This is a genomic window from Mesorhizobium sp. M4A.F.Ca.ET.050.02.1.1, assembly GCF_003997725.1.
GTDB lineage: Bacteria > Pseudomonadota > Alphaproteobacteria > Rhizobiales > Rhizobiaceae > Mesorhizobium.
In genome coordinates this window covers 1-5,902 of record NZ_RZSG01000361.1, presented here as the reverse complement: position 1 = coordinate 5,902, position 5,902 = coordinate 1, and the positions used below count along the sequence as shown (strand labels likewise).

Sequence of the window (5,902 nt, the reverse complement as noted above, 5' to 3'; positions counted from 1 at the left end):
CTTCCGCCAGGTCGGAGAAGCGGGTGAATTCGCCGTGGAAGGCGAGGCTGACCGAGCCGGTCGGGCCGTGGCGCTGCTTGGCCACGATCACCTCGGCCTTGCCGCGCATCTCGTTCATCTCGTTTTCCCACTTGACGTATTCCTCGGTGCCGAGTTTCGGCTCGCGGTTCTTGAGGTAGTATTCCTCGCGATAGACGAACAGCACCACGTCGGCGTCCTGCTCGATTGAGCCGGATTCGCGCAGGTCCGAGAGTTGCGGGCGCTTGTCGTCGCGGCTTTCGACCTGACGCGAGAGCTGCGACAGCGCGATGATCGGCACGCCGAGCTCCTTGGCCAGCGCCTTCAGGCCGGTGGTGATCTCGGTGATTTCCTGCACGCGGTTCTGCGAGGCGCGGGCGGAGGAGCCCTGCATCAGCTGGATATAGTCGATGACAATGAGGTCGAGGCCGCGCTGGCGCTTCAGGCGGCGCGCGCGGGCGGAAAGCTGAGCGATCGAGATGCCGCCGGTCTGGTCGATGAACAGCGGGATCTTCTGCATGGTCTGCGAGCAGGCGACCAGCTTTTCGAAATCCATCTCGGAGATCTCGCCGCGACGGATCTTCGACGACGAAATCTCGGTCTGCTCGGAGATGATGCGGGTGGCGAGCTGCTCCGACGACATTTCCAGCGAGAAGAAGCCGACGACGCCGCCATTGGCGGCCTTGAACGAGCCGTCGGCCTGCTGGGCAGGCACATAGGCCTCGGCGATGTTGAAGGCGATGTTGGTGGCGAGCGACGTCTTGCCCATGCCTGGGCGGCCGGCAAGCACGATCAGGTCGGAAGGCTGCAGGCCGCCCATGCGGCGGTCGAGGTCGCGCAGGCCGGTGGCGATGCCGGACAGGCCGCCATCGCGCATATAGGCGGCGTTGGCCATGTCGACGGCGGTCTTGACCGCGTCGGTGAAGCTCTCGAAGCCGCCGTCGTAGCGGCCGGTCTCGGCCAGCTCGAACAGCCGCCGCTCGGCATCCTCGATCTGGTCGGACGGCGACATGTCGACCGGGGCGTCATAGGCGATGTTGACCATGTCCTCGCCGACGGTGATCAGCGCGCGGCGCGTGGCGAGGTCGTAGATGGCGCGGCCATAGTCGGTGGCGTTGACGACGGTGACGGCCTCGACGGCGAGCCGCACGACATATTGCGCCACCGTCATGTCGCCGACCTTTTCGTCCGCGGGCAGGAAGGTCTTCAGCGTGATCGGGGTCGCGATCTTGCCCATGCGGATGAGCTCGGCCGCCACCTCGAATATCCGGCGGTGCAGCGGCTCGTGGAAATGCGCCGGCTTGAGGAAGTCGGAGACCCGGTAAAAGGCGTCGTTGTTGACGAGGATGGCGCCGAGCAGCGCCTGCTCGGCCTCGATGTTGTTCGGTGCCTCGCGATAGAGCGGTTGCTCCGCCACGCCGAATTTGCGCGCTGCCTCAGCCATGATGTCCCCGATTTCGATCCCGACCTCTCGATAGCAAGAACGAGATGAGTCGGTGCTGACCTTTCTGCATCACCCCAAGGCCAATCAGCCTTGATGCCCGCTGTTCACAGGAGCGGCAAACCGTCCACAGGACAGAATTCCCGTGCCCCGATTCCAGTTGACTCGGCAAGGTCGCGATTCTACGCGAAGCTGTGGAACAAATAAAGAACAAATTGTCATTCAAATATCCAGCGAGTCGCCCCAGTCCAGCCGTCGCGCGACCCTGAACGCGTCGCCGTCGCGCTTGCTGAACAGTGTCTCGCCGGCATTGCCGTCAGGCACGCAAAGCTTGAGCATCACCTTGCCGGAGCCGGCCTTCGGCGGCGCGATCACGCGCGCCGGGCGCGCTGGCGCCGGCCGCCGCGAGGCGGCGATGTAGATGAATTTCTCGTCCTCCCACGGCACGTCGGCGTCCTTGGCGAGGCGATGCAGGCGCGAGCGCGCGATGCGGCGCGAGAAATGGCACCAGTCGGGCTGGGCGAGCGGGCAGGGCGCCTCGTGCGGGCAGGGTGCCAGCACATGCGCGCCGGCCTCGATCAATTGCTGGCGCACGGCAAGAATGCGCTGCCAGCCGGCCGGCGTTCCCGGCTCGACGATCAGCAGCGTGCCGGCGGTCAACTGCCAGACTTGGCCAACCAGTTTGGGCAGCGAGGCCGGCACGATCTCGTCCAGCACATAAGCGGCGGTGACGAGATCGGCGGGTTGAAGATCGGCGAGATCGATGGTGGCGTCACCCGCAAGCCATTCCGTCCTGGCGGCGATCGCCTCGGCTGCCAGCGATTGGCCGATCTTGCGCACCGCCGCACTTGCCTCGAGCATCACCGCCGCTGCGAGATCGGGCCACAGGTCGAGCGTGGCCCAAAGCATCGTGCCAGGCCCTGCGCCGATATCGAGTAAGGTCCTCGGCTGGAAGTCGGGCCTTGCCTCGGCCAGCGCATCGAGGCTGGCGCGAACGGCGGCATAGGTCGCCGGCAGCCGCGTCGCCAGATAGGCTTTGACCGCCATATCCTCGGCCATGTGCAGGCGGCCGTCGCGCAGTTCCGCGCGATAGCGGTCGGACAGCGTCCTTGCCGCCTGTTTGAGCGCCTGCAGCGGCACATTTTCGAGCAGGCGCTCGACGCCTTGCCGGAGCGGGGCAGGGAGTTCCACGGCTCAGGCTCCCTCAGAACTGGATAGTTTCAGGCCGAATCGACCTGAAACTATCCAGTTCTAAATCAACGAGATAGAGCATGATGTCGTCCGAAAACCGTTTCACACTTTTCGGCATCATGCTCTCGGCGCGAGCAGGATGACCGAAGCCCCGGCGATGCAGAGCGCTGCTCCGGCGAGGTCCCAGCGGTCGGGGCGCACTCCTTCCACCAGCCACAGCCAGCCGAGCGATGCCGCAATGTAGATGCCGCCATAGGCCGCATAGGCGCGGCCGGCGGCCGACGTGTCGACGAGCGCCAGCAGTAAGCCGAACAAAGCGAGCGAGACGAGGCCCGGCGCCAGCCATAGAGGCGACTTTCCCAGCCGCCACCAGACCCAGAACGAGAAGCAGCCGGCGATCTCGGCAAGGGCGGCGGCGATGTAGATGAGGTAGGTCATGAAAAAGGTCTCGCGATGACGAGACCTTTTTCATGCTTGGGGAGCCTATGGCAAGGACAATGGGCCAATTGAACGCGATGCCGCCGGCGCCCTATTCCCCGTCCGCCACCTTCCTGCGGCGGGCGGGTTTGGCGGCCGCCGGTTCCTGCCGGGGGCCCATGTCGCGCATTTCCAGCGCCTTTTCGCATTTGGCCATGTAGTCGCGGGTGACCGGCAGCGTGTCGTTCTTCTTGGCGAGCTGGATCTGGAAGATCACCAGGTCCTGCCAGCGGAAGGCGGCCTCCGAGGCGGCGAGATAGAATTCCCACATGCGGCAGAAGCGTTCGTCATAGATCGCCTTGGCCTTGTCGCGGTTGGCGGCGAAGCGCAGGCCCCAATGCTTCAGCGTGTCGGCATAATGCAGCCTGAGCATCTCGATGTCGGTGACGACGAGGCCCGACTTTTCGATCGCCGGCATGACTTCGGAAAGCGCCGGTATGTAGCCGCCCGGGAAGATATATTTGCGGACGAAAGCGCTGGTCGCCCACGGTACGCCGGAACGGCCGATCGTGTGCAGCAGCATCACGCCATCGGGCTTGAGCAGCGTCGCCGACTTGTCGAAGAAGGTGCGGTAGTGGTTGACGCCGACATGTTCGAACATGCCGACCGAGACGATGCGATCGAAGCGCTCGTTGAGCGAGCGATAATCCTTGAGGTCGAAATGCACCCTGTCCTGCAGCCCTTGCACATGGGCTCGGTCGGTGGCGACGCCGTGCTGCTCGGTCGACAGCGTGACGCCTTGCACATCGACGTCGAAGGCCTTGGCGAGATAGAGGCCGAGCCCGCCCCAGCCGGAACCGATGTCGAGCACCGTCTGGCCGGCCTTCAGTCGGAGCTTGGCGGCGATGTGCCGCTTCTTGGCCGCCTGCGCCTCGTCCAGCGTCATGTCGGGCTGCTCGAAGTAGGCGCAGGAATACTGCATGTCGTCGTCGAGGAAGAGCCGGTAGAGATCGCCGGAGAGATCGTAGTGGCGCTGTACGTTGCGGCGTGAGCGCGACGCGGTGTTGATCTGCTGCAGCCGGCGGAAGGCGTGGCGCAGGCCTTCGATCGCCTTCGACCATGTCGCGTCGATGCCGCCGCTGCCCATGTTCTGGAAGGCAATGCGCATCACCCCAAGCACGCCGCCTTCGAGGATATCGAGTTCGCCGTCCATATAGGCTTCCGGTACCGCCAGCATCGGATCGAAGCTGATGGCGCGTTCGGCGTGCTTGGTCCTGATGTGCATGTGCACTGGCTCGCCGCTGCCGTCGCCGAAGACCACTGTCGAGCCCTTCGGCCCGGTCACCTTGAGATTGCCGGTGCGCACCAGGCGGTCGAGAAGGCGCTTCAACAGAATATTCATGACCAAATGTCCCCAACGTCAGACAGGATGGCCTGGCGCAGGGTCCCGAAATCGCAGTCGATTTCGCGCGGGGATCATGCGCCAAGTCAAAGGACTACGACGTCCTTTGTGCGTCCAAAGGACGCGCGACGCTGTAGTCTGCATCAAGATATAGGGGTTCGGAAAGTTCCATTTGGTATAAAAATGCCCGGGCGCGAGGCCCGGGCATTGGTCCAGTCGAAACCGGAGAGCGACAAGGCGTTTTCGAGCACCGCCGCGGCGCTCGATTGTGCCAGGTCAGGCGTTGTCTTCGCCGCCTTCGAACTCGGCGTTCGGGTCGAAGAAGTTTTCCGGCCGCGCATTGTCGTTGATGTCGTCGCCATAGATGGCTTCGGCCGTCGTCAGCGTCTCGCCCTTGGCCTGACGTTCGGCCTCGTCCGCGGTGCGGGCGATGTTGAGCGTGATCGTGACCTCGACTTCCGGATGCAGCGCGATCGCCACATTGGTGAGGCCGATGGTCTTGATCGGATGGTTGAGCTGAATCTGGTTGCGGTTGACCGAGAAGCCTTCCGCCGTCAGCAGGTCGGCGATGTCGCGGGTCGACACCGAGCCGTAGAGCTGGCCGGTCTCGCCGGCCGAACGCACGGCCACGAAGCTCTTGCCGTCCAGCTTTTCGGCGACCTGCGAGGCTTCCGACTTGCGCTCGAGGTTACGCGCTTCGAGCTGGGCCCGCTGGCCTTCGAACTTCTTCTTGTTGGCTTCGTTGGCGCGCAGCGCCTTGCCCTGCGGCAACAGGAAATTGCGGGCGAACCCATCCTTGACCTTGACGGTGTCGCCCATCTGGCCGAGGCGGGAAACGCGTTCGAGAAGAATGACTTCCATGGTTTTGTTCCTTCGTCTTGGCGTCGATCGCGGGGATCGGCGCCGGATTGATCTGGAACAGGTCAGGAAGCAAAAGGGGCGTTGCCGCCGTGTCGCTGTCCTGCCTGTCGCGGCAGTTAGAGGCTTTCGGCCTCAACCCGGGATTTGATGTCCACCCTGCGGCGCCCGTCGCCGTGGGGAAGAAGCGGGCGGCTGGCCGCCCGCTTCGGAAGTCTTAGCGAACCACGTAGGGCAGCAGGCCGAGGAAGCGGGCGCGCTTGATCGCCTTGGCGAGCTCGCGCTGCTTCTTCTGGCTGACGGCGGTGATGCGCGACGGCACGATCTTGCCGCGCTCGGAAATGTAGCGCTGCAGCAGACGCACGTCCTTGTAGTCGATCTTGGGCGCGTTGGCGCCGGAGAACGGGCAGGTCTTGCGGCGGCGATGGAACGGGCGCCGGGTCGGGATCTGGTTGATGTCGACCATTATTCTGCACCCCCTTCAACGCCTTCACGCGGGCGGCGCGGACCGCGCTCGCCATCGAAGCTGCGCGGCGGACGATCGCCACGGTCGCCGCGATAGCGGTCGCCGAGCG

General features: G+C 64.5%; 6 protein-coding genes. All 6 read right to left on the bottom strand.

Annotated elements, in window-relative coordinates:
* A partial coding sequence (locus EOA33_RS21475) for a replicative DNA helicase (protein WP_127406516.1) occupies positions 1-1,462 on the bottom strand: 1,462 nt, incomplete at its 3' end.
* Between the two features lie 219 nt (positions 1,463-1,681).
* A complete protein-coding gene (locus EOA33_RS21470) occupies positions 1,682-2,650 on the bottom strand; it encodes a small ribosomal subunit Rsm22 family protein (protein ID WP_127406515.1) in 969 nt (322 codons plus the stop codon).
* Positions 2,651-2,767: 117 nt separating this feature from the next.
* Positions 2,768-3,088 carry a YnfA family protein gene (locus EOA33_RS21465; protein ID WP_127406514.1) on the bottom strand — a complete coding sequence of 107 codons (321 nt, stop codon included), beginning with the start codon at positions 3,086-3,088 and terminating at the stop codon, positions 2,768-2,770.
* Between the two features lie 91 nt (positions 3,089-3,179).
* The gene (locus EOA33_RS21460; protein ID WP_127406513.1) at positions 3,180-4,469 is read right to left on the bottom strand and encodes a cyclopropane-fatty-acyl-phospholipid synthase family protein; all 1,290 of its coding nucleotides are present in this window, start codon (positions 4,467-4,469) and stop codon (positions 3,180-3,182) included.
* A 276-nt stretch (positions 4,470-4,745) separates the two neighbouring features.
* Positions 4,746-5,330 (bottom strand): 50S ribosomal protein L9, encoded by a 585-nt coding sequence (rplI, locus tag EOA33_RS21455; protein WP_127285613.1) that lies wholly within the window; start codon positions 5,328-5,330, stop codon positions 4,746-4,748.
* Between the two features lie 214 nt (positions 5,331-5,544).
* Positions 5,545-5,793, bottom strand: coding sequence for a 30S ribosomal protein S18 (rpsR, locus tag EOA33_RS21450; RefSeq protein ID WP_006203718.1), 249 nt, complete (start codon positions 5,791-5,793; stop codon positions 5,545-5,547).
* Positions 5,794-5,902: the final 109 nt, after the last annotated feature.